Here is a 25427-nt window from a genome sequence, read left to right on the forward strand (position 1 = left end):
ATCGCTGACTTCGGGAGCAACCCGGGCGACATCGAGATGCACCTGTACGTCCCCCGCACCGCGACCCCGCGACCAGGCGTCCTGGTGGCGATGCACGGCTGCAACGGCGGGGCGGCGGAGTTCTTCGAGCAGACGGAGTTCCGGTCCCTGGCCGACCGGCACGGCTTCGTCGTGATCTACCCGCAGGGCGCCAAGAGCGCCAAGGACGACCTGTCGAACTGCTTCGACGTCTGGTCGGAGGAGGCGCTCCGCCACGGCGGCGGCAGCGACCCCGGCTCCATCGTGTCGATGGTCGACCACGTGGTGCGGCGCCATGACGGCGACGCGGCGCGGGTGTTCGCCACCGGGTTCTCCTCGGGCGCGATGCAGACGGTCAACCTGCTCGTCACCCACCCCGACGTGTTCCGGGCCGGGGTCTCCTTCGCCGGGGTGCCCTACGGCTGGTTCGGACCGCCGGGACGCGGCGACCGGGCCCGCGACGCGTTCCCCGGCTACACCGGCCCCGCGCCCCGCCTGATGGCCTGGCACGGAACCGAGGACGACGTGCTCGACGTCGCCCTGTTGCAGCAGACGGTCGACCAGTTCGCCGGCCTCTACGGCGCGGGCCAGGTCGAGGGCCACCCGGTCGAGGGGGCGGGGCACGACCTGCCCCATCCGGGCATGGCCGCGCGCGCCATCGGGTTCTTCGGACTCGACGGGTCTGGGTGATTCTCGGGAGGTCACCCAGCCCCGGGCGGGTGCAGGGCCCGGGTGCACCGCGTGAGCGCCTCCAGCAGCGTGACCCGCGTGACGTCGTCGAGGTCGGCGAGCATGTCGTCCTCGATGCCGTCGAGCGCGCGGTCGCATTTGCGCAGCGCCGTCCGGCCCTGCCGGGACAGGTGGACGCGCAGGATCCGCCCGCCGTCGGGGTGGGCAGTTCGGTGGATGAGACCGCGTCTCTCCAGGTCGCGGACCACCAGATTCATCGCCTGCGGCGTGACGAAGGCGATCCGGGCCAGTTCGGCCGAGGACAGGCCGTCGCGTACGCGCAGTTCCCCGAGCGCCATGTATTCGGTCGTCGTGACGCCGTGGAACGCGAGGGCCTCGTCGAGCCGGGCGCGGATGCGGCGCTCCAGCCGGTAGACCAGATAACTCAGCCTGGGCGGGTTCACCGCATGACCATAACGGGCGATGTAAGTTTCCGGCCCTGTATATCAAGCTACTTGATATGCATTGGCCCGATGACCAGCATGAGCAGCGCTTTCCCATGATCGACCGGTCGTGATCGCGTACGGGCGAAGCTTGACCGCGCTTCCGTGCCGCTCGTATACCGGCTCCGTCAGGACGTCGACCAGAGGAGGGCCGATGAAGCGATTGACCGCCGTCGTCGCCGCCGGAGTGGTGTACGCCGCCACGATCCTGGCGGCCGGACAACCAGCGGCCGCCGCGACGCTGACCGAAGTGACCGGCTTCGGCAGCAACCCCGGCAACCTGCGCATGCACCTGTACGTGCCCGACAACGTGCGTCCCAGCCCGGCGATCGTGCTCGCGATGCACGGATGCGGAGGTTCCGGGCCGGGGTTCTTCTCGGGTTCGGAGTTCCGCTCGCTCGCCGACCAGTACGGCTTCATCGTCATCTACCCGTCGGCGTCGAAGAAGGGCAACTGCTTCGACTCGTGGTCGTCGGCCTCGCAGACGCGCAACGGCGGCAGCGACCCCGTCTCGTTGTTGTCGATGGTCAACTACACCCGGCAGCGCCACAACGGCGACGCCAACCGGATCTTCGTCACCGGCAGCTCGGCCGGCGGCATGGAGACCAACATCATGCTCGGCAACTACCCCGACGTGTTCAAGGCGGGTGCGGCGTTCATGGGGGTGCCGTTCGCGTGCTTCCCGAACGAGGCCGACTACGTGCCGTCGCCGGGGGTCAGCGACTGCGCCTCCGGGCGCATCAACAAGACGCCGCAGCAGTGGGGCGACCTGGTCAGGAACGCCTACCCGGGCTTCACCGGCCAGCGGCCGAAGGTCCAGCTCTGGCACGGCACCAACGACAACCTGGTCTTCTACGCCACCCACCAGCAGGCGATCGACCAGTGGACGAACGTGTTCGGGCTGAGCCAGACGCCCACCAGCAGTGACACCCCGCAGGCCAACTGGAACCGCCGCCGCTACGCCGACTCGTCCGGCGCGGTGAAGGTGGAGGCGTACAGCATCCAGGGGGCGGGGCACAGCCTGCCGAGCGGCGGCATGGCCGCCGCGGCGATCCAGTTCTTCGGCCTGACCAGCGCGCCGAGCCCGTCGCCGTCGCCCAGCCCGTCGCCGTCGCCGAGTCCGTCCCCCAGCCCGTCGCCGAGCCCGAGTCCCAGCCCGTCGCCGTCGCCGAACCCCGGTTCCGGCTGCCGGGTCACCTACGTGCCGAACACGTGGAACAACGGGTTCACCGCCGAGGTCACCCTCACCAACACCGGGAGCACGGCCGTCAACGGCTGGACCGTGACCTGGTCGTGGGCCGGGAACCAGCGGGTCACCAACGCCTGGAACGCCACCGTGACGCAGTCGGGCACGCAGGTCACCGCCCGCAACGTCAACTACAACGGCACGATCGCGCCGCAGGGCCGCGCCGGCTTCGGCGTGCAGGGCACCTACAGCGGCAGTAACACGAACCCGTCGGGGTTCACGCTCAACGGCACGGCCTGCGTCATGGGATGAGTTCGTCCAGGACGCCGTCGGCGACCGTCCGGGCGGGGCGCTCGTACTCCTCCGCGCGCGCGTGGAAGAGCTGCTCCGCCCGGATGGCCGGCCAGTCGTCGGGGAGGTGCTCGGCCGGCAGGTGGGGGTCCTGCCGGACGAGCTGCAGCCAGTCGGTGTGCAGCAGGAGCTGCCTGACCAGGTCGTCGGGGGCGTCGGGCAGCGGGTCGGGCCCGTCCCAGCGGGCCAGGAAGGCGCGGTAGCGCCGGGCGATCTGCTCGATGTCGAAGGCCTTGGCGACCAGGTCGGCGGCCTCGGTCGGGGTGTAGGCGCGGGCGGTCAGCACCGTGACGTGGTCGTCGACGTCGAGGCCGTCGAGCACGCCGGCGACGTCCTTGGTGCCCGGGGTGATCCACAGGCCGCTCTGCAACGGCCCGAACCCGGCCCAGACGAGGCGGGAGCGCAGGTCGTGGCGGGTGCTGCGGCGGCTGTCGGGCAACGAGAAGCCGACGACCGTCCAGGTGCCGTCCCAGTCGCGGTTGACCGCGCCGGTCTCCCAGACGCGGCGGCGGCCGTCGCGCAGCACCGTCTCGGCGTGGGCGGTGAGCCCGAGGTAGACCCGCCGGCCCAGCCGGTGGCGGACCAGCAGGTTGCGCTTGACCATCCGGGCGAGCGTCGAGCGCACGGCCTCCTCGGAGACGCCGAGGCGGGCGAACACCTCGATGACGCTGCCCGAGGAGATGGCGGTGCCGCGGTCGAGGGCGTAGACGCCGAGGAAGCTGAAGATCAGGGATTGGGGGCGCGCGGAGGGCGCGGCCGGTTCGTCGTCGCCGCCGATGGTCACAGCGAAAGCGTAGACGGGCCAGATGTCAGGCACATAATTGACGAAAGTCAGATTTGTGCCCAAGGAGGTCCCATGAACGTCGGCGAACTCGTCGCGATCGACGTCCACACGCACGCCGAGGTCTCCGCCGACGGGCACGCCTCACTGAGCGACGACCTGAACGCCGCCTCGGCGAAGTACTTCAAGGAGGGCGCCCGGCCGACCATCCCCGAGATGGCCGCCCACTACCGCGAGCGCCGCATGGCCGCCGTGGTGTTCACGGTCGACGCCGAGCACGCCACCGGGCATCCGCGCATCTCCAACGAGGAGGTCGCGGAGAGTTGCGCCGCCCACGCCGACGTGCTGATCCCGTTCGCCAGCGTCGACCCGTGGAAGGGCAGGGCGGGGGTGCGGGAGGCCCGCCGGCTGGTGGCCGACTACGGGGTGCGCGGCTTCAAGTTCCACCCGAGCGTGCAGGGCATGGCGCCCGACGACCGGGCGGCCTACCCGCTCTACGAGGCGATCGAGGAGCTGGGCGTGCCGGCGCTGTTCCACACGGGCCAGACCGGCATCGGCGCGGGCCTGCCCGGCGGCGGCGGGATCCGGCTGAAGTACTCCAACCCGATGCTGGTCGACGACGTCGCCGTCGACTTCCCGGAGTTGCGGATCATCCTGGCCCATCCGTCGTTCCCCTGGCAGGACGAGGCGCTGGCGGTCGCCACGCACAAGCCGCACGTCTACATCGACCTGTCGGGCTGGTCGCCGAAGTACTTCCCGCCGATCCTCGTCCGGTACGCCAACACGCTGCTCAAGGACAAGGTGCTGTTCGGCTCCGACTACCCGATGATCACGCCCGACCGGTGGCTCGCCGACTTCGACAAGCTCGACATCAAGCCCGAGGTCCGGCCGAAGATCCTCAAGGAGAACGCGGCCCGGCTGCTCGGTCTGAGTTGATACTGGGCAAAGGATTGACGTCCGTCACGAATGTGCCTAAATTCCGGGCAAGCAGGCGCAGCGGCTCACTCCCTGATCGAGGAGCTTGTCATGTCGGATCCGTCGGTCTTACCCCGAAGCCAGGTTCAGCTCCGCCGCGCGGTAGCCTCCAGCTTCCTGGGCAGCGTCATCGAGTACTACGACTTCCTGCTGTACGCCACCGCCTCGGCGGTGGTCTTCGGGAAGGTCTTCTTCTCCACCCTCGACCCGCTCACGGCGACGGTCGCCAGCTTCGGCACCTTCGCCACGGGCTATCTCGCCCGCCCCCTGGGCGGGGTGATCTTCGGTCACTTCGGCGACCGGCTCGGCCGCAAACGCATGCTGGTGCTCACCATGACCCTGATGGGTCTGGCGAGCTTCCTCATCGGCCTGCTGCCGACCTACGACCAGATCGGCGTGCTCGCGCCCGTTCTGCTGGTCGCGCTGCGGATCGTGCAGGGCCTGGCGATCGGCGGCGAGTGGGGCGGGGCCGTGCTGATGTCGGCCGAGCACGCCACCAGCAGGCGCGGCCTGTGGGCGAGCTTCACCAACGCGGGCGCACCGTTCGGCATGGTGCTCTCGACCGGCGCGCTCACCGGCACCGCCGCCCTCCTCGACGAGCAGGCGTTCCTCAGCTGGGGCTGGCGGGTGCCGTTCCTGCTGAGCATCCTGCTGCTGGCGGTCGGCCTGTTCGTCCGGCTGCGCGTCGAGGAGACCCCGGTGTTCGCGGCGGCCGAGCGCACCACCCGCATGCCGCTGCTGGAGGTGCTCCGGGACCACCCCCGGACCCTGCTGCTCGGCGTGGGCGTCGGCCTGTCGGCCTTCGTGGCGCAGGGCACGCTCACCACCTACCTGATCGCCTACGGGGTGCGGACCGGCTTCGAACGCCAGGACGTGCTCAACGGCCTGACCCTCTCGTCGGCGCTGGCGGTGGTGAGCATCATCGCCTGGTCGGCGCTTTCGGACCGGACGGGCCGGCGGCCGGTGGTGCTCGTCGGCGCGGTGCTCATGGCGGTCTTCGCCTTCGTGCTGTTCCCGATGGTGAACTCCGGCAGCGTCGTGGTGCTCACCCTGGCGCTGGTGCTCGGCCAGGCGATCATCCACCCGCTGATGTACGGCCCCCTCGCGGCCCTCTACGCCGAGTTGTTCCCCACCAGGAACCGGTACACGGGCGCCTCGCTCGGCTACCAGATCGCCGGGCTCGGCGCCGGGCTCGGACCGCTGCTGTTCGCCCAGCTCGACGCCTCCTCGGGCGGCGGCGGCACGATGGCGATCTCCATCGTCATCGCCGTCTGCTGCGCGGTGACGGTGGTCTGCGTCCTGGCGCTGCGGGAGACCAGCACCCGAGACCTCGCCACCACCGATGCGTAACGCCGGGCTCGGCGGCTGGCCCGCCCGCCGTGCCCGGATGAGCCCCGGCCGGACCGCCTTCGTGCAGTCCGGCCGCCGGGTGACCTACGCGGAGTTCCACGAGAGGACCACCCGCCTGGCCTCCCGGCTGGACGTCCGGCCGGGGGACCGGGTCGCCTACCTCGGCCCCAACCACATCGCGCTGGCCGAGGTCATGTTCGCCACCCACCTGCTCGGCGGGGTGTTCGTCCCGCTGAACTTCCGGCTGGCCGCGCCCGAGATCGCCTACATGCTGCGCGACTCGGGCGCGTCCCTTCTCGTGTACGACCCGGCGTACGCCCTGGCGGAACCGGACGTGCCGGCCGTGGACCTCGGCACGGTCGAGTCGTGGATCGCGGCCGGCGACCCCGCCCCGATCGACGTGCCGGTCGCGCCCGGCGAGGTGGCGCTGATCCTCTACACCTCGGGCACCACCGGCAGCCCGAAGGGCGCCATGCTCACCCACGCCAACCTGGTGTGGAACTGCGTCAACATGATGATCGGGGTCGACCTGACGAGCACCGAGGTGACGCTGATCAGCGCGCCGCTCTTCCACGTCGCGGCCCTGAACCAGACCCTCCTGCCGACCTTCCTCAAGGGCGGCACCTCGGTGATCATGCCGTCGTGGAACGCCGACCGCTGCTACGACCTCATCGAGGAGCACGGCGTCACGTGGATGTTCGGCGTGACCACCATGTTCGCCGACTTCGCCCGCTCGCCCCGCTGGGCCGACGCCGACCTGTCGTCGCTGCGCACCCTCATGTCGGGCGGGGCGCCGATCCCGGTGGCGCTGATCCGGGCCTACCAGGAACGCGGCCTGGTGTTCTGCCAGGGTTACGGCCTGACCGAGACCGCGCCGGGCGCGACCTTCCTGGAGGCGGCCGACAGCGAACGCCGGGCCGGCTCGGCCGGGGTGCCGGTCTTCTTCGCCGACGTGCGCGTCGACGCGCCGCCCGGCACGCCGGGGGAGGTGCTCATCCAGGGGCCGAACGTGACCCCCGGCTACTGGGGCGACCCCGAGGCGACCGCCGCCGCGCTGACCGACGACGGCTGGTTCCACTCCGGCGACGTCGGGGTCATGGACGACGAGGGCCATCTCACCATCGTCGACCGGGTCAAGGACATGTACATCTCCGGGGGCGAGAACGTCTATCCGGCCGAGGTCGAGGCGGTGCTCTTCACCCATCCGGCGGTGGCGGAGGCCGCCGTGGTCGGGGTGCCCGATCCCCGATGGGGTGAGGTGGGCCGCGCCTTCCTCGTGCTCGTGGCGGGCGCCGAGACGACCGCCGGGGAACTGACCGGATTCTTGCGCGAACGGCTGGCGAAGTACAAGGTTCCGGTGTATTTCGATGTGGTCGAGGCCCTGCCCAAGACGGGCTCCGGAAAAATCCGCAAACCGGTGCTCCGCGCGCTCGACCTCCCCAGATGAAGGTTTCAGCAGGCCGTGATCTCGCGGCGGCCCGAAAGCGCAGGGCCCGGCCGCATCCGACGCGCCCCTCAAATTATGTGGATGTTTCATACTCTTGACGGTGCCCTGTCGACTGTTGTTTGCTACGCAAGACCTGTCAGGGTGGATTCACAGAACGAAAGGAGCCATGGCGACATGTGCGCTTGTTAGCGTTCACATGTCGGTGAAGTGCGCATCGTCTGAGGATGGACGCCGCATCCCTCCGCAGCGGTCGCCGATGAGGAGTCACCCGGTGAGCAGGCTCTTCGCTCTCCCACACTCCTGATCAGACCGATATGCGCCACACAGATGTCATGGCGGCCCGCGCTGGTCTGCGGTGGTGCCACTCCGTTCACCAGCTGGGCCGCTCCATCTTTCCTGGACGGCACGCCGGTCGCACCGGCCATGCCCGCCTGCCCTGAAGCCGATCCAGAGCGACCTCATCTTTCCTACCTGACCACAGAGGAAGTCGCATGACGCCAAGGCACAGATCGATCTTCGCAGCCGTCGTGGCGGCCCTCGGGCTGGTGCTGGCGACGGGCGTGACGGCGCTGACGTCGCCGGCCGGCGCCGCCGCGACCGCAGGGTGCGGCAAGACGCCGACGCTGCGCAGCGGTTCGTACACCATCACGAGCGGCGGCAAGAGCCGCCAGTTCATCCTGAGGGTGCCCGACGGCTACGACAACAACCGGCAGTACCGGCTGATCTTCGCCTTCCACTGGCGGGGCGGCACCATGAACGACGTCTCCTCCGGCGGCACCAGCGGGACCGCGTGGTCCTACTACGGGCAGCAGGAGCAGTCGAACAACAGCGCGATCCTGGTCGCGCCGCAGGGCCTGGGCAACGGCTGGGCCAACTCCGGCGGCGAGGACGTGCGCTTCGTCGACGACATGATCTCGCGCATCGAGGGCGACCTGTGCGTCGACACCACCCAGCGCTTCGCCACCGGCTTCAGCTACGGCGGCGGCATGAGCTACTCCCTGGCCTGCTCGCGGGCGACGGTCTTCCGCGCGGTCGCCGTCTTCGCCGGCGCACAGCTCAGCGGGTGTGACGGCGGTTCGCAGCCCATCGCGTACATGGGGCTGCACGGCATCACCGACAACGTGCTGAACATCTCCCAGGGACGCTCGCTGCGCGACCGGTTCGTCCGGAACAACGGCTGCACCGCGCAGAACCCGCCGGAGCCCAGCCAGGGCAGCCGCTCCCACACGCTCACGACCTACTCCGGCTGCCGATCCGGCTACCCGGTCGTGTGGGCCGCCTTCGACAACGGGCACATGCCCGGCCCGGTCGACGGGACCTACGGCGAGAGCGGTGTGACGACCTGGACCAAGGGCGAGGTGTGGAAGTTCTTCTCCCAGTTCGGCAGCGGGCCGAACCCCTCGCCGACGCCCACCCCCACGCCCACGGTGTCCCCGGGTGCGACGGCTCCGCTGCGCGGGGTCGCCTCGGGCCGCTGCCTCGACGTCAGCGGCGCCTCCCAGGCCAACGGCGCGACCGTCCAGCTGTGGGACTGCAACGGGCAGAGCAACCAGCAGTGGACCACCACCTCGGCCGGTGAGCTGCGCGTCTACGGCGGCAAGTGCCTCGACGTGAGCGGCGCGGGCACCGCCGACGGCACCGCGGTCCTCATCTGGGACTGCAACGGCCAGAACAACCAGAAGTGGCGACTGAACTCCGACGGCAGCATCACCGCCATCGGCGCCAACAAGTGCCTCGACGTGTCGAACTACGGCACGGCCAACGGCTCCCGGGTGCACATCTGGGCCTGCCACGGCGGCACCAACCAGAAGTGGACCCGCACGTAACAGCGGCGCCTCCCCGCCGAACGCTCCCCCCGAAGAAGGATCGATGCTCCCATTTCCCTCCACCCTGAGAAGGCGGCTGTCGGCCGCGGCGACCGCGCTCGGGCTGACCGTCGCGGTCACCGTGGCGGCGGTCTCCCCGGCCGCCGCGGCGACCACGACCCTCTACGCCTCGGCCTCCGGGTCGGGCACGGCCTGCACCTCGGCGCAGCCGTGCTCGATCTCGGCGGCCCAGTCGGCGGTCCGGTCGCTGAGCGCCGGCATGTCGGGTGACGTCGTGGTCGAACTGGCCGCGGGCACCTACCGGCTGACCTCCCCGCTGCGGCTGACGGCCGCCGACTCGGGCAACAACGGCTACACCGTGCGCTGGCAGGCCGCCTCGGGCGCCCGCCCGGTGATCACCGGCGCCCGCGCCGTCACCGGCTGGACGCTCGCCGACTCCGCCAAGAACATCTGGCGGGCCAGCGTCGGCACCGGCGTCGACACCCGCCAACTCTACGTCAACGGCGCGGCCGCGATCCGGGCGCGCACCCAGGTCAACCGGGCCGACTTCACCGCGAGCAGCACCGGCATGCGGTTCACCAGCGGCGCCCTGAGCTATCTCAACAACCTGGCGAACCAGAGCCGGGTCGAGATGGAGAGCGTCGGGTCGTTCACCGACCGCTACTCCCCGGTGCAGAGCATCAGCGGCGGCCAGATCACCATGCAGCAGCCGGCCTGGAACAACAACAACTTCGGCTACGACACCTTCACCCAGCCGCACCGGGCCGGGCCGCTCTACCTCACCAACGCCTACGAGTTCCTCGACGCCGCCAACGAGTGGTACCTGAACACCGGCACCGGGGTGCTCTACTACATCCCGGCCTCCGGCCAGAACATGAGCAGCCTCAGCGTCGAGATGCCGGTGCTGCAGTCGCTCGTGTCGGTCGGCGGCACCCTGTCGGCGCCCGCCCACCACATCACGTTCTCCGGCATCACCTTCACCGGCACGACGTGGCTCGGGCCGAGCAGCAACCAGGGCTTCGTCGACCAGCAGACCGGTTCCTACATCTACGGCAACTGGAACTGGCCCGGCTTCTCGACCTGCCACAACGGCTGCACGCAGTTCGAGGCGGCCCGGCCGAACTGGAACCAGATGCCGGCCGCCGTGCAGATCTCGGCCGCCGACAACGTCACCTTCACCGACTCCCAGTTCGTCAACCTCGGGCAGACCGCGATCGGCATCGGCAACGACGCCAACGCGACCACCAGCGGGGTCGGCCTGGCGGCCAGCAACATCACGATCACCCGGTCGGAGATCGCCCGCAGCTCGGCCGGCGGCGTCGTGGTCGGCGGGGTCAGGGCCGACGCCCACCACCCCAGCGACCAGCGCATGGTCAACCGCTACATCACGGTCAGCAACAACCGCATCCACGACCTGGGGCTCGACTACCGGGGCATCGTGTCGGTGCTGACCACCTACGTCAACGACGCGACGGTGTCGTACAACGAGGTCTACAACATGCCCTACACCGGCATGTCGATCGGCTACGGCTGGGGCGCCAACGACACCGGCGGCAACACCCAGTACGCCAACCGGGGCCTGTACAACTACCAGCCCCGCTACACGACCCCGACGACGGCCGCGAACAACCGGCTCATCGGCAACTACGTCCACGACGTGATGCAGCAGATGAACGACGGCGGCTGCATCTACACGCTGTCGTGGAACCCGGGCGCGGTCATCAGCGACAACCACTGCCTGCGCACCAACGGGCACTTCGGCGTCTACTTCGACGAGGGGTCCAAGTACTACACGGTCCGCAACAACGTGTTCTCCTCCATCGGGGTCTGGGCCACCGCCAACTACTGGGGCGGCGAGAACATGGGCAACTGGACGGTCACCGGGAACTGGACCAGCAGCAGTTCCACCAACGTGACCAACGGTGACCGGGGCAACGTCGTCAACAACAACACCGTGGTCAGCAACGGCCAGTGGCCCTCGGGTGCGCAGGCCGTGATCAACGCGGCCGGACCGCAGGGCGGCACCACCACCCCGACGACCGTGGAGATCGTGGGCGCCCAGTCGAACCGGTGCGTCGACGTGCAGAACAACAGCAACGCCAACGGTTCGCCGACGCACATCTGGGACTGCTCCGGGGTGTCCACCCAGCGGTGGTCGCGGACGTCGTCGGGCCAGTTCACGGTGTTCGGGAACAAGTGCCTCGACGCTTCGGGCCAGGGCACCGCCAACGGGACCCCGGTGGTGATCTGGGACTGCAACGGCCAGGCCAACCAGCGGTGGACCGTCAACGCCAACGGCAGCATCACGAGCGTCCAGTCGGGGTTGTGCCTGGACGCGTCCGGCAACGCCACGGCCAACGGCACCCGGCTGCATCTGTGGGCCTGCCACGGTGGCACCAACCAGCGCTGGACCCTCCGGGGCTGATCAGGGCCGGGGGGCCGGTCTCGGCGTCCGGCCCCCCTCTGGCGTGAGATGTGCGGCCTCATGGTGAGGTCCATCAGTCGTACTCTTGGGGGTGTGGCAGAGCAGACGAACGGCTCAGAACGGGCGGCGGGCCCCTACCGGCCCGGATACGAGGTGGCGGCGGAACAGGTACTGGAGCTGATCAGCCGGTTGCGGCTGCGGCCGGGTGACCGCATGCCCACGGAGATAGACCTGGCGCAGCGGCTGGGCACCAGCCGCACGGTGGTCCGCGAGGCGGTGAAGATCCTTTCCGCCCTGGGCCGGGTGCGGGCCCACAAGGGCCGGGGCCTCTACGTGGCCGACGACGAGGGCATGCTCGGCAGCGGCCGGTGGGCGCCGTTCTTCCTGCCGGCCGACCTCGACCACGTCTACATGTTGTTCGAGTTCCGGCGTACCCAGGAGATGGAGACCAGCCGCCTGGCCGCGCGCCGGGCCACGCCCGCGGAGCTGCGTGAGATCGAGAAGGCCGCGGGCGTCTGCCGGCATGGGTTCGAAACGGAGCGCCAAGACCTGTTCAACGAGGGCGACGACGCCTTCCACACGGCCATCGCGACCGCCTCGCACAACATGTTCCTCCAGGTGTCCGTCAGGGAGGCGCGGCGGCTCCAGGCGCAGTCGAGCCTGATCGGCATGAGCGGGTCGGTCGGCGGCCACGCGGCCAAGGCGGTCGAGGAGCACGAGGCGATCTACCAGGCGATCCGGATCGGCGACGCCGAGGCCGCGGCCGAGGCCGCCGCCGCCCACATCGACGCCACTCTCGAGGACTACCGGACAGAGATTCAGCAACGGATCTTCTCGGCGACCCAGGAAGTATTGACGTAAGACGTCATACGAATTACGTTCCGGTTCACATGAGCGGCCGGGCCGACCGGCCGCCGCCGGGAGAGTGAACAGCGATGAAGCGAACCCTTTGGCCGGGCGTCGTGGTCCTAGCGCTGACTGTGGCCGCATGCGGCAGTGCGACGCGTCAGGAGTCCACGCCGACCGGATCGGCCGCCGCGGCCCCCGCGAGCAAGCTCGTGGTCTGGGACTGGAAGTCCGGTGAGCCGTACGCCAAGACATACATCGAGAAGGCGAAGGCCGACTTCGCCAAGAAGCACCCGAACGTCACCGTCGAGTTCGTGCCCCAGCCGTTCGAGCAGTACTACACGCTGCTCGGCGCGGCGATGCAGACCAAGACCGGCCCCGACGTCATGCTCTTCAACGGCGGCGGCCAGATCCGCGACCGGGCCGACTCGCTCCTGCCCCTCGACGAGTACGTCGCCGAGGACAAGTCGCGCCTGGCCGGCTGGGAGGCCTTCGCCAAGGACGGCAAGACCTACGGCGCCCCGGTGACCCTCCAGGGCCACCCGATCTACTACAACAAGGCCCTCTACGAGAAGGCCGGCATCGCCGCCCCCGCCACGACGTGGGACGAGTTCCTCGCCAACTGCGACAAGCTCAAGAAGGCGACCGGCGCCGCCTGCTTCGCCCTCGGCAACAAGGAGGGCATCGGGCCGCAGTTCTGGCTTTCCGGTATGGGCTCGGGCGTCCTGACGCCGGCCGAGTACGACGACTGGATCGCCGGCAAGCGCGACTGGAAGTCCCCCAACGTCAAGAAGATCTTCGAGATGTTCAAGGAGACCGGGGACAAGAAGCTCAACAACGAGGGCGCCAACTCCACGGCGATGTTCACCGACATCTTCTCGGTGTTCAACACCGGCAAGGCCGCCCACATCATCGGCCTGATGTCCGACATCGGTCACTGGAAGGACTTCGGCGAGTTCATCGGCCCCGACAAGGTCGGCATCATGCTCGCCCCGACCGTCACCGACGGCGCCATGCCGAGCCTGCCCTACGACGGCGGCATCGGCTACGCGGTGGCCAAGTGGACGAAGGACCCCAAGGCCGCGGCCGACCTGGTCCGTTCGCTGACCACCACCGACGCCCTGTCGTCGTTCTCCGCCGAGGCGGGCGCGATCGCGTCCGACACCACCATCTCCGCGCCGCAGGACGCCCCCGTCGTCGGCGAGATCGTGGCGCAGCTCAAGGCGGGCAAGCCGGCGCTGCACGTCGCGATGGACTCCAAGACCATCGACCTGATGGGCCGGCTGTCGCAGAAGCTGCTGAGCGGCTCGGCCACCGTCGACGAGGCGGTGGAGGAACTGGCCGCCTCCGACCAGGAGAACTGAGCCGGTGCCGACGAGGAACACCTCGCCGGCGGTCCGCCCGGAGGAATCCGGGCGGGCCGTCGAGGGAGGCACGAAGAGGGAGCGGGCCCGCCACGGCGCGGCCCGCCGCAGGGGGCGCTCCGAACGCTTCGCGCCGTATGTGCTGATCGCTCCGGCGGTGCTGATCATCGTGGCGCTGCGGCTCTACCCGCTCGCGCTGGGCGTCAACTTCTCCTTCACCGGAGACGGCGACGCCAACGGCACCGCGGTCGGCCTCGCCAACTACCTGGAGCTGCTCGACGACCCGCTGTTCCAGACGGCGCTCGCGAACGTGGGGCTGCTGGTGCTGCTCCTGCCGGTCGCGGTCGCGATCCCGGGACTGCTGGCGACGTTCATCTACCTGAAGGTGCCGGGCCACCGGTTCTTCCGCAGCGTCTACTTCTTTCCCGCCGTGTTGTCGCCGGTGATCGTCGGGGCCATCTTCAACCTGATGCTCTCCTTCGACGGCCCGCTGAACGAGCTCCTCGGCACGATCGGCCTGGGCCCGGTCGACTGGCTGGGCGACCCGGGCGTGGCGAAGTTCGCCGTCGTCGGGGTGCAGATCTGGGCGACGTTCGGCATGGCCCTGGTGGTGTTCCTCGCCGGCTTCGCCACCCTCGACGCCTCGCTGCTCGATGCGGCCCGCGTCGACGGCGCCTCACTCCGCCAGAGCATCTGGCACGTGATCATCCCGAGCCTGAGCCAGACGATCCAGTTCGTCTTCGTCACGACGATGATCGGCATGCTGACCTCGATGTTCGGCCTGCTCTACGTGATGACCAGCGGCGGGCCCGAGGGCTCGACCTATCTGCCCGAGTACTACATCTGGATCCAGCAGGGGCAGATGAACCGGCCCGCGCTCGCCTCGGCGGCCTCCACGGTCCTGTTCCTCATCATGCTCGTGGTGGGCCTGCTGCAGATCAGCGTGCTGCGCCGCGCGGGACGGGAGGACTGATGCGGCGCGTCGCCAAGTGGGTGGTCGCCGTTCCGATGGCGATCCTGGCCCTGGCCACGATCTATCCCCTCATCTTCACGGCCAACGTGGCCATGAAGACCCGGCGCGAGTACGTGCTCGACCGCTTCTCGCTGACCGAGTCGCTCCACTGGGAGAACATCGCCACGGCGTGGAACAGCGTCGGCATGGCCCGCTACTTCGCCAACTCGCTCTTCGTGGTCGCGGCGTCGGTGTTCCTGCTGCTCTGGCTGGGCTCCATGGCCGGATTCGCGCTGAGCAGGCTGCCCTTCCGGGGGTCGAAGGCGCTGTTCATCGGCTGCCTGGCCGCGCTGTTCATCCCGTTCCAGGTGATCATGGTGCCGCTCTCGCGGGTCATGGCCGACACCGGCCTCATCGACACCTATCCGGGGCTGATCCTCGCTTACGTGGCCCAGTTCCTCCCGTTCACCGTCTTCCTGATGACCAGCTACTACCGCTCGGTGCCCAGGGAGATCGTCGACGCGGCCCGCATCGACGGCAACACGGTCTACGGCGTCTACCGCCGGATCATGGTGCCCATCGGCCGGCCGGCGTTGTTGTCGGTCGGCATCCTGGACGCCCTGTTCTGCTGGAACGACGTGCTCATCGCGCTGCTGATGATGCCGTCGGCCGACCACCGCACCCTCATGGTCGGGGTCACGTCCCTGCGGGGCCAGTACACCGACAACATTCCCACCTTCGCGTCCGGGGTCCTGATCGCCGCCGTACCCGTCCTGCTCGTCTATCTGTTCCTCCAGCGTCAAATCGCCGACGGTGTGACCGCCGGTTCCACGAAGGGCTGACATGCGCATCTCGGGGTATCGCGCGTTGACCACCGTCCATGATTGGGGCCGTCCCGTCGGGGACGCCAACGGTCTCTACGCCGACGGGGTCGTCAAGGTCCCGCTCGTCGTCGTCGAGACCGACGAGGGCATCACGGGCGTCGGCGTGGGTCCGCACGTGGAGATCGACTCGATCTTCGCCGCGCTGGAAGGAGAGGACCCCCGCGGCGTGACGGCGCTCTACGACCGCATGCTGCGGCGGGTCTTCAAGGCCGGGCACGCGGGGGCCGTGTTCGGCACGATCGGGGCGTTCGACACCGCCCTGTGGGACATCAAGGCCAAAGCGGCCGGCGAGCCGCTTTGGAGGCTGTTGGGCGGGCGCGATCGGCGCGTGCCCGCCTACGCCTCCGGTTTGGACATGGGCCTCGACGACGCCGGGCTCGTCAGCCTCTACAAGGAGTACGCCGAACGCGGCCTGCGCGCGGCCAAGCTCAAGGGCGGCCTCGACGTCGACCGCGACCGCGAGCGCCTGACGCTCGTCCGCGACGTGCTCACCGAGGCGGGGAACGGCGCCCGGCCGGGGCTGATGCTCGACGCCAACGAGGTCTGGTCGCGCAAGCAGGCGGTCCGCCACGTGACCGAGCTGGAGCGCACCCTCGACCTGACCTGGGTCGAGGAGCCCGTCCGGCGGTGGGACGCCGACGGGCTCGGGGCGGTCGGCCGGGGCGTGCGCGCCGCCGTCGCCACGGGCGAGAACCTCACCGGGCTGGAGCAGTTCCGGCCGCTGGTCACGGCCGGGACCGTCGACGTCGTCCAGACGGCGGCGGTCTGGGGGATCACCCACTTCCTGCGGGTGGCGGCGCTGGCGCACGCCTACGACCTGCCCGTCAGCCCGATCGGCACTACCCCCCACGGCCTGCTGCACGCCGCCACGTCGGTGCCGAACCACCTGGTCACCGAGTTGCAGGACCTCCGGCCGCCGACCGGGTTCGTGCTCGACCACTCCATCGAGGACGGCGCGTTCATCCTCGGCGACGCGCCGGGGGCGGGCCTCACCCTCGACGAGGACGCGATCAGGGCGATCACCGCCGGGCCGGTCACCCGCGCCTACGACAGCCCCGCGGTCCGTCCCGGCCTGGCCGGCCTGCACCTGCTGGCTCCCCGGGTGCACTGACGTCCACGCGGAAAAGAAAGGATCTGCCGTGTCTCTCTCACCCGTGGTCGTCACCGTCGCCCCCACCGGCGCCGCGAACGCCGACGACGCCGGGCCGGGCAGGCGGAACCGCCCGCTCGCGACCCTGGGGGAGGCGCGGCGGCGGGTGCGCGCCGCCCTGGCCCAGGGCCAGCTCGACGTGACGGTGGAACTGCTCGACGGCGTCCACCGGCTGACCGAGCCGCTGCGGCTGGAGGCGGCCGACTCCGGCCGCGACGGCCACCCCGTGGTCTGGACGGCGGCCCGCGGCGCGGACCCCGTGATCAGCGGCGCGATCCCGGTCACCGGGTGGCGGCCCGACGACCCGGCGACGGGCGTCCGGCGCGCCCGGGTGGAGCCCGGGTTCGACACCCGCCAGCTCTACGTCGACGGCGCGCTCGCCCGGCGGGCCCGGATCACGCTGCCTCGTGAGCGTGTCACGCTGACCGCCACCGGCCTCACCCTCGACGACCCCGGGCTGGCGTGGCTGGCCGACCTGCCCGACCAGGGGCGGGTCGAGTTCCAGGCGACGTCGGCGTTCACCAACCGGTTCGCCCCGGTCGAGCGGGTCACCCCGGGTGAGATCGTCATGCGGCAGCCGGCCTGGGACAACAACACCTACGGCTACGACACCCTCCAGGCGCCGATGCGCACCCCCGAGTACTTCCTGGTCAACGCGCGGAGCTTCCTCACCGAACCCGGCGAGTGGCACCTGGATCCGGCGGCGGGCCTGCTCTACTACTGGCCGCTGCCGGGGCAGGACCTGGACACGGCGCGGGTCGAACTGCCGCGCCTGGAGTCGCTGCTGGAGGTCGGCGGCACGTACGACGAACCCGCCCGCCACCTGCGGTTCGAGCACCTGACCTTCACCGGCACCACGTGGTTGCGCCCGTCGTCCTCCGACGGCTACGCCAACCAGCAGACCGGCGCCTTCATCGCCGGCCCGCAACCGCACCGCCCGGCCGACGCGTTCGCCACGTGCGCGGTCGGCTGCGCCGGGTTCGAGGCGTCCCGCGACGGCTGGTTCCAGGTGCCCGGGGCCGTGCAGGTGTCGGCGGCGGAAGACGTCGCGTTCGCCGGGTGCACCTTCGCCAACCTCGGCTCGGTCGCGCTCGGCATCGGCAACGACGCCAACGCCCACGCCACCGGCGTCGGGCTGGGCGCGCGCCGGATCACGGTCAGCGGCGGCACGTTCACCGCCAACGCCGGGGGCGGCATCACGGTCGGCGGCGTGCGCCCGGACGCCCACCACCCGAGCGATCCCCGCATGGTCAACGCCGACATCGTGATCAGCGACAACCGCGTCGTCGCCACGGCCGTCGACTACCTCGACCACGCCGGCGTCTTCGCCAGCTACGTCACCCGGCTGACCATCGCCCGCAACCAGGTCGCCGACCTGCCCTACTCGGGCATCGCCCTCGGCTACGGCTGGGGCGCCAACGACCCGGGCGGCAGCCCCGACTACCTCGCCCGCGGCCTCTACGCCTACCGCCCCGTCTACGACACCCCGACGACGATGCGCGACGTGCACGTCGTCGGCAACCACGTGCGCGACGTGGTGCAGACGATGTCCGGCGGCGGCGCCCTCTACACCCTCTCCTCGATCCCGGGCGGCGTCGTCGAGGAGAACTTCTGCGAGAACAGCGGCCAGTACGGCATCTACTTCGACGAGGCGTCGCGCGACCTGACCGTGCGCGGCAACGTCTTCGTGAACACGGCCGGGCCGTGGGCGCACGCCAACATCGCGAACGGCAACCGCACCGGCGACCTGACCCTGACCGGCAACCACGTCACCAACCCGGTCGTCACCGGCATCGCCGACGGCCTGCGGGGCGACGTCCTGCGCGACAACGTGACCGTCACGCCCGAGACCCTCCCCATGGAGGCCGCCCGGGTGATCTACGAGGCGGGTCCCTCCGGCGACCACCGCGGACCGGCCGACCCGGGGCGGCCCCCTTTCGGCGTGACCGTGACGGCCGACCGCCCCGTGCTCGACGCGGGTGAGACGGCGGTCGTCACGGTGACCGTGCGCAACCTGAGCGAACGCCGGGCGTCGGCGGTGACGGTCGCGCTGGTCGTCCCCGACGGCTGGCTGGCCGAACGCGCCGGACGGCCGGCGCGGTGCGGGCTCGACTCCAAGACGTCCGGCACGGAGACCTGGAAGGTCACCGCGCCCGCCTCGGTCCGGGTCCCGGTGGGCCCGGCCGTGGTGAAGGCGGTCGTCTCGGGCTGGGCCGACCTGGCCGGGGCGGAGGTGGTGCGCTCGCTCACGGTGACCGCGCTCAACCCGCTCACGTCGCTGAAGTCGCGCGGCTCGGTGTCCAGCCGCTTCGCCGAGGCCGGTTCCCGGTACGCCATCCTCATCGGCGCCCCCGGCACGCCGGGGAGCGAGGAGTTCGGCGTCGTCTACCGCGACGGCGTGGCCGGTCCCTCGTCGGTCGTCACCGCCCGGGTCACCCACCTCGACGGCGCCGACCCCGGGGCCGAGGCCGGGGTCGTGCTCCGCGACGACCTCTCGTGCTGCTCGCGCGGCCACGCGGCCATGGTCGCCACCCCGGGCGGGGGCGTCTGCTTCCGCTGGGACGCCGACGGCGACGGCCGGCTCGACTCGGCCGGCTCGGTGCCGGACATCGGGGCGCCGGTCTGGGTGCGGCTGGTGCGCTCGGGCGGCCAGGTCAGCGGCTACTACTCCCGCAGCGGCGCCACATGGATCAAGGTCGGCCCGACCGCCGACCTGAGGGGCGTCGCCCACCGGCAGGACGCGGGCTTGATGGCCGCGTCGCGCGCGGGCTGGTTCGGTTTCAGCGACTTCAGTGTGAGGCAGGCATGAGCAACTCCGTCGTCGACGCCCATCACCATCTGTGGGATCTGTCCCGCCGTCCGCAGGACTGGCTGACCTCCCCCGAGATGAAGGTCCTCTATCGCGACTTCACCCCGGCCGACTTCGCCGCCACCGCCGCCGAGGCGGGGATCGGCCGGTCGGTGCTGGTGCAGGTCCTGGCCGACGCGGAGGAGACGCGGGAGTTCCTCCGTACGGCGGCCGAGTCGGAGACGATCGCGGCGGTGGTCGGCTGGGCCGACCTGACCCGGCCCGACCTGCCGGAGGAGCTGGCCGCGCTGGCCGCCTCGCCCGGCGGCGGGCTGCTGCGCGGCATCCGCCACCTCGTGCAGGCCGAACCCGACCCGGCCTGGTTGTCCCGCGACGACGTGCGCGCCGGTCTCGAGACCGTCGCCTCGGCCGGGCTCACCTACGACCTGCTGGTGGCGCCCCACCAGCTGCCGGCCGCGATCGAGACCGTGCGGGCCCTGCCCCACCTCGGCTTCGTCCTCGACCACCTGGCCAAACCCGCCATCGCGGCGGGGGAGCTGCGGTCGTGGGAGGCGCTGCTGCGGCGGCTGGCGGCCGAGCCCAACGTGACCGCCAAGCTCTCGGGCCTCATCACCGAGGCCGACCGGGAACGGTGGGACGCCGCCGCCCTGCGGCCCTATGTGGAGGTGGCGATCGACGCGTTCGGGCCCGACCGGCTGATGTTCGGCTCCGACTGGCCCGTCTGCCTGCTCGCCGGGTCGTTGCCCCGGTGGACCGACACGGTCCGGACTCTGCTGGCCGGACTGCCGGAGGCCGATCGGCAGGCGGTCTTCAGCGGGACCGCCGAGCGCGTGTACCGCCTGTCCACCGCGTGATTCGTATGACGTCTAGACTCGTCGCACACGTGCGGTGGGGGTCAGCTGGAGGGGACATGGCGGCATCTCGGAGGGCGTCCGCGGGCACCGGACCCTCTCCCGACTGGACCAAGCGCCCGGCCAACCTCGCCCAGGCGCTCACGGGGGAGCTCGTCGCCCGCATCGTGCGCGGCGTCCACGCCCCCGGCACCCCGCTGCCGCCCGAGCCGGCGTTGTGCGAGTCGTTCTCCGTCAGCCGGACCGTGGTCCGGGAGGCGGTGAAGGTCCTGCAGGAGAAGGGGCTGGTCCAGGTCCGCCAGGGCAGCGGCACGATCGTCACCGCGCCCACCGAGTGGAACATGCTCGACGAACTCGTGCTGGGCGCGACCATCGCCCAGGACGACGGCATCACCGTGCTCGACGACCTGGTCGTCACGCGGCGGCTGCTGGAGTCCGACATGGCCAACGTGGCCGCGCGCGTCGCCGACGGCGAGATCGTCGAACGCCTGCGCGCCCTGGTCGACCGCATGGACGAACTCGTCGGCGACCCGGTCGCCTACGCCGACTACGACCGCGCCTTCCACGACACGATCATGCGGGCCTCCGGCAACCGGATCGCGCGGGCGGTCGTGCGGCAGCTGGAGAGCCAGGTGATCAACACCTCGCGCTACACGGGCCGCACCGAACGCGCGCTCTGTGTGGCCTCCAACCTCGGCCACCGGCGCGTCTACGAGCGCATCGCCGGCGGCGACGCCGAAGGCGCCTCCGAGGCGATGTTCACCCACATCACCGAGGCGTGGCTGGTCCGCCGGGGCGGACCGGGCGAGCCGGTGCGCCTGCGCCGCTAGCCGGCCCGGGGGGCGACCGACTCCCGGGGCCGCACGGGCATGGGGACCCGGAACACCTGACCGGGCTCCACCTCCCCGGCCATCTGGGCGAACAGCACCTCGACAGCCTTGCGGCCGAGGTCGTAGTGGGGCAGCGCCACGGTCGTGAGCTTGGGCCTTATCCACGACGCGATCGGGTGGTCGTCGAACGACACGACGGAGACGTCGCCGGGCACCGAGAGCCCGGCCTCGTCGAGCGCCTGGTAGGCGCCCAGGGCCACCCGGTCGTTGAGGCAGATCAGCGCCCGGGGGCGGTGCTCGGCCAGCAGCGCGCGGGTCTCGGTCAGGCCGTGTTCGGGTTGCCAGTCGACGCAGACCCGCCCGCCGGCGATCTGGAGGCCGGTCTCCTTGATGCCGATCAGGCGCTCGACGGCCGCGACGCTGTCGGGGGGCACGTCGTTGAGCGTCGGCCCGGCGCCGATCATGTAGACCCCGTCGTGGTGCCCGGCGTCGAGCAGCACCCGGGCGGCGGCCCGTCCGGCGCCGATCTCGTCGGGCACGATCGAGGGCAGGCCCGAGGCCGGCCGGGGCAGCGCGTTGAGCAGCACGGCCGGGCCGATGTCCTTCGGGACCTCGATCGTGCGGGTGAACATGGCGGCCAGGATGATGCCGTCGACCTGGCGGTCCTGCATGGCGTGCAGCAGGCCGCGCTCCAGCTCGGGATCGCCCTCGCTCTCGCCGATGAACAACATCACGCCGCGTTCGCGGGCCGCCTCCAGGGCGCCCTTGATCATGTCTCCGGCGAGGTGCGTCGTCGCGACGGTGTCGGAGACGAAGCCGATCGTGCGTGAGGTGCCGGTGCGCAGCCCGACCGACACCGCGTTCGGGCGATAGCCCAACTCGTCGGCGGCACGCAGTACCCTCTGCTCGACATCGTGGGAAATGCGCAGCTCACGGCCCCGGCCCGTCATCACGAGCGAGGCGGTCGTACGGGACACTCCGGCCGCCTCGGCCAGATCGGCCAAGGTGACCCGACGTCGGCTCACCGGGGAGACCTCCAACATTTCAACCCAGTTACGGGCCCTTGACACGGTTGGACACGCACGGTGAGACTATCGCATCGCTAATCCGATTTAGCAAAGGGAGACGCACCATGTCTCGTCGAGTTCACTCCCGCCGGAGCCGCGTGGCGATGGTGGTCATCCTGGGGGGAAGCCTGGCCGCCGCGTGCGCCGCGCCGGGCAGTGGCAACGCTCAGCCGACGGCCGCCGCCACGTCGGCCGCGCCCATGTCGGCCGCGCCGACCTGCGGCACCGAGCCGATCACCCTGAAGGCCTACTACGAAACGGGCTTCCCGATCACGAAGGCCCTCAGCGACGAGTTCGCCAAGCAGCACCCCAACGTCACCTGGGACATCCGCGAAGACCAGTTCGCGGTGATCACCCAGAACGCGCCGCGTGTGCTGGCCGACGACCCGCCCGACCTGATGCGCCTGCCCCAGGTCTCCGAGCTGGTCAAGAACAACCTGCTCAAGAACCTCGACGACTACGCCAAGGTGTTCGGCTGGGACCAGTGGCCCGCCTCGCAGCTGGAGCAGATGCGGCTGGCCCCCGGCGGCGCCGTGCGCGGCGAGGGCTCCCTCTACGCCATGGGCCTCAACTTCTCCATGACGGGCGTCTTCTACAACAAGAAGCTGGCCGAGCAGATCGGCATGACCACCCCGCCCGAGACGCTCGCCGACCTCGACGCCGCCCTGGCCAAGGCCAAGGACGCGGGCCTGGCCCCGATCGCCCAGTTCAACGGCGGCGCGACCGGCGGCCTGGCCTTCCCGCTCCAGGACCTGATGGCCTCCTACGGCCCGCCGGCGCCGATCAACGAGTGGATCTACCAGAAGCCGGGCGCGACCATCGACACCCCGTCGAACCTCCAGGCCACCCAGCACCTGGAGAAGTGGATCAAGGCCGGCTACTTCTGGAAGGACGTCAACGCGGTCGACTACGCGACCATGATGAGCCGCTTCATCAAGGGCGACGGCCTGTTCATGTTCAACGGCGACTGGGAGTCGGGCAACCTCGACAAGCAGATGGCCGGGAACATCGGCTTCTTCCTGATGCCCCCGGCCCAGGCCGGCGGCAAGCGGGCCGCCATGTCGGCCCCGCTGACCTTCGGCATCGGCGCGAACGCCAAGAACGCCGACTGCGCCGCCGCGTTCCTCAACTGGGTCGCCACCGACACCCAGGCGCGCACGATCGGCGTCGAGATCGGCGGCTCCCACCCGATGGGCCCGGCCGACGCCCCCATGCCGACGGTCGCGGCGGGCAGCGTCACCGAGAACACCCTGGCGGCGGGCGCGCAGATCGCGACCGACAACGGCGCGATGGACTTCATCGCCAACGCCACCGGCGCGATCTACGCCAAGAGCTGGACCCCGAACCTGCAGAAGCTGGTGGCCGGCGAGCAGACGCCCGACGGCCTGCTGAAGAGCGTGCAGGCCGACTACCAGAGCCAGGTCAAGGGAGGCTGACGTGAAAGCGGCCGTGCGGCGGCGCAGGAACTGGGCCGGCTGGTTGTTCGTGCTGCCGGCGGCCGCGTTCTACGTCGTGTTCGTGATCCAGCCGCTGGCCATGACGGTGCAGTACTCCCTCTACTCGTGGGACGGCATCGGCGTGGCCACCTGGAACGGGGTCCAGAACTACCTGCGGGTCTTCACCGATCCCGACCTGTTCGCCGCGATCCTCAACGCGATCAAGCTGATCGTGTTCTTCAGCGCGGTCCCGGTCGTGCTCGGGCTGGCCATCGCGGCCACGATCCGGCGCATCGCGGCCAGCCGCCTCGCGCTGGTGGCCCGGACGGTCATCTTCCTGCCGCAGGTCATCCCGCTGGTCGCGGCGGGCATCACCTGGAGCTGGTTGTTGTCGTCCACCGGCCTGGTGAACCAGCTGCTGTCGGCGATCGGACTGGAGAGCATCACCCGGGCCTGGCTCGGCGACTTCTCCACCGCGCTGCCGGCGGTCGGCGTGATCGGGGCCTGGGTGCTGCTGGGCCTGTGCACGCTCCTGCTGCTGGCCGGCATGAGCAAGATCGATCCGGCCCTGTACGAAGCCGCCCGCCTCGACGGTGCGGGCGCCTTCCGCGAGTTCTTCTCGATCACCCTGCCCAGCCTGCGGCAGGAGATCGGGGTCTGTGTCACCGTCACGGTCGTGGCCGCGCTGGCCAGCTTCGACATCGTCTACATCTCGACCCAGGGCGGGCCCGGCAACGCCAGCATGGTGCCCGGCTTGGAGATCTACTACCTGGCCTTCTCCGAACGGGAGGTCGGCCTCGCCTCGGCCCTCGCGGTGGTCCTCACCGCGCTGGTGATCGCGTGCGCGCTGCCGATCCAGTGGCTCACCAGGGACCGCTCATCATGAAAACCGCTCGTCGTGAGGCCCTGACCGGCCGGGTGCTGCTGCTGGTGCTGATGGCCTTCACCCTGATGCCGTTCGTCAGCCTCTTCGTCACCGCGCTGCACCCGTCGGGCACCTATCCGCTCGGCCTCGACTGGCCCGACGACCCGCAGTGGGGCAACTTCGCCGACGCGTTCACCGCCGCGCGGATGACCGAGCTGCTGAAGTCGAGCGTGCTGATCGTGCTCGGGGTGGTGCCGATCTCGCTGGTGGTGGCCACCATGGCCGGGTTCGCCATCGGGCACCTGCGCATCCCCGGGCGGCGCTTCGTCTTCGTGGCGTTCGTGCTCGGGCTGACGTTGCCGTTCGAGGGCATCATCACGCCGCTCTACTACCTGGTGCGCGACATGGGCGTGCTGAACACCCGGTGGGCCATCATCCTGCCGCTGATCGGCCTGTTCATGCCGTTCTCGGTGTTCTGGATGCGGGCCCACTTCGTGAACATGCCGGAGGAGCTGTCGGAGAGCGCCCGCATCGACGGCGCGGGCACCTGGCAGCTGTTCTGGAAGGTGCACGTGCCGCTGGCCGCCCCGGCGACCTCGTCACTGGCGATCCTGCTGTTCCTCTGGACGTGGAACCAGTTCCTGCTGGCGATCGTGCTGGTCGACGACCCGTTGCAGCGCACGATGTCGGGCGCGCTCGGGGCGTTCCAGGGACAGTGGGGCACCGACATCCCGCTGCTGTGCGCGGGCTCGCTGCTCATCCTCACCCCGACCCTGCTGGTGTTCCTGATCTTCCAGCGCCGCTTCGTGACGGCCCTCCTCCAGGGCTCGTTGAAGGGATGA

21 protein-coding genes are annotated in these 25427 nt (G+C 70.4%); 18 read left to right on the plus strand and 3 right to left on the minus strand.

Annotation, left to right across the window (positions count from 1 at the left end; translation table 11 throughout):
* Positions 1-708 (plus strand): extracellular catalytic domain type 1 short-chain-length polyhydroxyalkanoate depolymerase (locus tag AW274_RS11735; protein WP_157520258.1); only part of this gene is annotated, 708 nt, incomplete at its 5' end.
* Between the two features lie 11 nt (positions 709-719).
* Here AW274_RS11735 and AW274_RS11740 read toward each other — a convergent pair.
* Positions 720-1151, minus strand: coding sequence for a MarR family winged helix-turn-helix transcriptional regulator (locus AW274_RS11740; RefSeq protein WP_232320081.1), 432 nt, complete (start codon positions 1149-1151; stop codon positions 720-722).
* A 193-nt stretch (positions 1152-1344) separates the two neighbouring features.
* Here AW274_RS11740 and AW274_RS11745 point away from each other — a divergent pair, with 193 nt between their 5' ends.
* Entirely contained in the window at positions 1345-2688 is a 1344-nt protein-coding gene (locus AW274_RS11745; RefSeq protein ID WP_062431040.1) for an extracellular catalytic domain type 1 short-chain-length polyhydroxyalkanoate depolymerase, read from the plus strand.
* Here AW274_RS11745 and AW274_RS11750 read toward each other — a convergent pair.
* Positions 2678-3511 carry a PaaX family transcriptional regulator gene (locus tag AW274_RS11750; protein ID WP_198169138.1) on the minus strand — a complete coding sequence of 278 codons (834 nt, stop codon included), beginning with the start codon at positions 3509-3511 and terminating at the stop codon, positions 2678-2680. The two genes, AW274_RS11745 and AW274_RS11750, sit on opposite strands and share 11 nt — an antisense overlap.
* Before the next feature lie 72 nt (positions 3512-3583).
* Between AW274_RS11750 and AW274_RS11755 the strand changes: the two genes are divergently transcribed.
* The 13 genes from AW274_RS11755 (at position 3584) to AW274_RS11815 (ending at position 21217) form a co-directional block, all read left to right on the plus strand.
* Complete coding sequence (locus tag AW274_RS11755) at positions 3584-4444, plus strand: amidohydrolase family protein (protein WP_062431041.1); 861 nt, start codon at positions 3584-3586, stop codon at positions 4442-4444.
* A 90-nt stretch (positions 4445-4534) separates the two neighbouring features.
* On the plus strand, positions 4535-5833 hold the full coding sequence (locus AW274_RS11760; RefSeq protein ID WP_062431042.1) for an MFS transporter: 1299 nt from the start codon (positions 4535-4537) through the stop codon (positions 5831-5833).
* Positions 5826-7280, plus strand: coding sequence for an acyl-CoA synthetase (locus AW274_RS11765; RefSeq protein ID WP_062431043.1), 1455 nt, complete (start codon positions 5826-5828; stop codon positions 7278-7280). Before AW274_RS11760 ends, AW274_RS11765 begins: the two co-directional genes overlap by 8 nt.
* 491 nt (positions 7281-7771) lie before the next feature.
* Positions 7772-9106, plus strand: a complete 1335-nt coding sequence (locus AW274_RS11770) for an RICIN domain-containing protein (RefSeq protein WP_062431044.1) — start codon at positions 7772-7774, stop codon at positions 9104-9106.
* A gap of 43 nt (positions 9107-9149) precedes the next feature.
* On the plus strand, positions 9150-11531 hold the full coding sequence (locus AW274_RS11775; RefSeq protein ID WP_083974045.1) for an RICIN domain-containing protein: 2382 nt from the start codon (positions 9150-9152) through the stop codon (positions 11529-11531).
* 93 nt (positions 11532-11624) lie between these two features.
* Positions 11625-12392, plus strand: coding sequence for a FadR/GntR family transcriptional regulator (locus tag AW274_RS11780; RefSeq protein WP_062431045.1), 768 nt, complete (start codon positions 11625-11627; stop codon positions 12390-12392).
* Positions 12393-12466: 74 nt separating this feature from the next.
* Positions 12467-13741, plus strand: a complete 1275-nt coding sequence (locus tag AW274_RS11785; RefSeq protein ID WP_062431046.1) for an ABC transporter substrate-binding protein — start codon at positions 12467-12469, stop codon at positions 13739-13741.
* 4 nt (positions 13742-13745) lie between these two features.
* A complete protein-coding gene (locus AW274_RS11790) occupies positions 13746-14714 on the plus strand; it encodes a carbohydrate ABC transporter permease (RefSeq protein ID WP_083974047.1) in 969 nt (322 codons plus the stop codon).
* The gene (locus tag AW274_RS11795) at positions 14714-15535 is read left to right on the plus strand and encodes a carbohydrate ABC transporter permease (RefSeq protein ID WP_062431047.1); all 822 of its coding nucleotides are present in this window, start codon (positions 14714-14716) and stop codon (positions 15533-15535) included. Before AW274_RS11790 ends, AW274_RS11795 begins: the two co-directional genes overlap by 1 nt.
* Before the next feature lies 1 nt (position 15536).
* On the plus strand, positions 15537-16688 hold the full coding sequence (locus AW274_RS11800; protein WP_062431048.1) for a mandelate racemase/muconate lactonizing enzyme family protein: 1152 nt from the start codon (positions 15537-15539) through the stop codon (positions 16686-16688).
* 28 nt (positions 16689-16716) lie between these two features.
* Positions 16717-19536 (plus strand): right-handed parallel beta-helix repeat-containing protein, encoded by a 2820-nt coding sequence (locus tag AW274_RS11805; protein WP_157520031.1) that lies wholly within the window; start codon positions 16717-16719, stop codon positions 19534-19536.
* The gene (locus tag AW274_RS11810; RefSeq protein WP_062431050.1) at positions 19533-20390 is read left to right on the plus strand and encodes an amidohydrolase family protein; all 858 of its coding nucleotides are present in this window, start codon (positions 19533-19535) and stop codon (positions 20388-20390) included. The genes AW274_RS11805 and AW274_RS11810 overlap by 4 nt, the downstream gene beginning before the upstream one ends.
* A 56-nt stretch (positions 20391-20446) precedes the next feature.
* Positions 20447-21217, plus strand: coding sequence for a FadR/GntR family transcriptional regulator (locus AW274_RS11815; RefSeq protein ID WP_062431051.1), 771 nt, complete (start codon positions 20447-20449; stop codon positions 21215-21217).
* Here the strand turns inward: AW274_RS11815 and AW274_RS11820 are convergent.
* A complete protein-coding gene (locus AW274_RS11820; protein ID WP_198169139.1) occupies positions 21214-22242 on the minus strand; it encodes a LacI family DNA-binding transcriptional regulator in 1029 nt (342 codons plus the stop codon). The genes AW274_RS11815 and AW274_RS11820 overlap by 4 nt on opposite strands.
* Positions 22243-22349: 107 nt before the next feature.
* On the opposite strand from AW274_RS11820, the gene AW274_RS11825 reads away from it, so the two are divergent.
* Genes AW274_RS11825 through AW274_RS11835 form a run of 3 tightly spaced genes read left to right on the plus strand, consistent with a single transcriptional unit; the run spans position 22350 to position 25427 of the window.
* On the plus strand, positions 22350-23720 hold the full coding sequence (locus tag AW274_RS11825; RefSeq protein WP_083974049.1) for an ABC transporter substrate-binding protein: 1371 nt from the start codon (positions 22350-22352) through the stop codon (positions 23718-23720).
* 1 nt (position 23721) lies between these two features.
* Positions 23722-24606: a carbohydrate ABC transporter permease gene (locus AW274_RS11830; protein WP_062431054.1), complete on the plus strand. Its 885-nt coding sequence runs from the start codon at positions 23722-23724 to the stop codon at positions 24604-24606.
* Positions 24603-25427 (plus strand): carbohydrate ABC transporter permease, encoded by an 825-nt coding sequence (locus AW274_RS11835; protein WP_062431055.1) that lies wholly within the window; start codon positions 24603-24605, stop codon positions 25425-25427. The genes AW274_RS11830 and AW274_RS11835 overlap by 4 nt, the downstream gene beginning before the upstream one ends.

It is taken from the genome of Herbidospora daliensis (assembly GCF_001570585.1).
GTDB lineage: Bacteria > Actinomycetota > Actinomycetes > Streptosporangiales > Streptosporangiaceae > Herbidospora > Herbidospora daliensis.

Coding starts and splice junctions, on each gene's coding strand:
- AW274_RS11800 (WP_062431048.1), top strand. CDS start 15,537: ATGCGCATCTCGGGGTATCGCGCGTTGACCACCGTCCATGATTGGGGC.
- AW274_RS11810 (WP_062431050.1), top strand. CDS start 19,533: ATGAGCAACTCCGTCGTCGACGCCCATCACCATCTGTGGGATCTGTCC.
- AW274_RS11835 (WP_062431055.1), top strand. CDS start 24,603: ATGAAAACCGCTCGTCGTGAGGCCCTGACCGGCCGGGTGCTGCTGCTG.
- AW274_RS11785 (WP_062431046.1), top strand. CDS start 12,467: ATGAAGCGAACCCTTTGGCCGGGCGTCGTGGTCCTAGCGCTGACTGTG.
- AW274_RS11770 (WP_062431044.1), top strand. CDS start 7,772: ATGACGCCAAGGCACAGATCGATCTTCGCAGCCGTCGTGGCGGCCCTC.
- AW274_RS11795 (WP_062431047.1), top strand. CDS start 14,714: ATGCGGCGCGTCGCCAAGTGGGTGGTCGCCGTTCCGATGGCGATCCTG.
- AW274_RS11825 (WP_083974049.1), top strand. CDS start 22,350: ATGTCTCGTCGAGTTCACTCCCGCCGGAGCCGCGTGGCGATGGTGGTC.
- AW274_RS11755 (WP_062431041.1), top strand. CDS start 3,584: ATGAACGTCGGCGAACTCGTCGCGATCGACGTCCACACGCACGCCGAG.
- AW274_RS11775 (WP_083974045.1), top strand. CDS start 9,150: ATGCTCCCATTTCCCTCCACCCTGAGAAGGCGGCTGTCGGCCGCGGCG.
- AW274_RS11745 (WP_062431040.1), top strand. CDS start 1,345: ATGAAGCGATTGACCGCCGTCGTCGCCGCCGGAGTGGTGTACGCCGCC.
- AW274_RS11765 (WP_062431043.1), top strand. CDS start 5,826: ATGCGTAACGCCGGGCTCGGCGGCTGGCCCGCCCGCCGTGCCCGGATG.
- AW274_RS11760 (WP_062431042.1), top strand. CDS start 4,535: ATGTCGGATCCGTCGGTCTTACCCCGAAGCCAGGTTCAGCTCCGCCGC.
- AW274_RS11815 (WP_062431051.1), top strand. CDS start 20,447: ATGGCGGCATCTCGGAGGGCGTCCGCGGGCACCGGACCCTCTCCCGAC.